Consider the following 213-nt stretch of genomic DNA (forward strand, 5'->3'; position numbering starts at 1 on the left):
TTTGCGATCTTTGCTCTGAGGTTAGTTGTTTATACATAGCAATACAAAGATAATTAATCTCAGGGAGTCCTCAAAAGGGGCTCTTTTTTTTGTATTGCCGGTATCGCTCTTCGGGGCTACGCGCCCCGGCCGCGAGGCAAACCCACGGTGTTTTTCATAGATTAGACCCATGAAAAACAAAACTATTTGTTGCACTTCGATTTTGAAAGTACA

General features: G+C 42.7%; 1 protein-coding gene. It reads right to left on the minus strand.

Annotated features, from left to right (window positions below):
• Positions 1-21: 21 nt before the first annotated feature.
• Positions 22-213, minus strand: a 192-nt coding sequence (locus EII14_RS09565) for a hypothetical protein (RefSeq protein WP_233569436.1), incomplete at its 5' end; no start/stop codon positions are given.

This window comes from Alloprevotella sp. OH1205_COT-284 (assembly GCF_003859795.1).
Lineage (GTDB): Bacteria > Bacteroidota > Bacteroidia > Bacteroidales > Bacteroidaceae > Alloprevotella.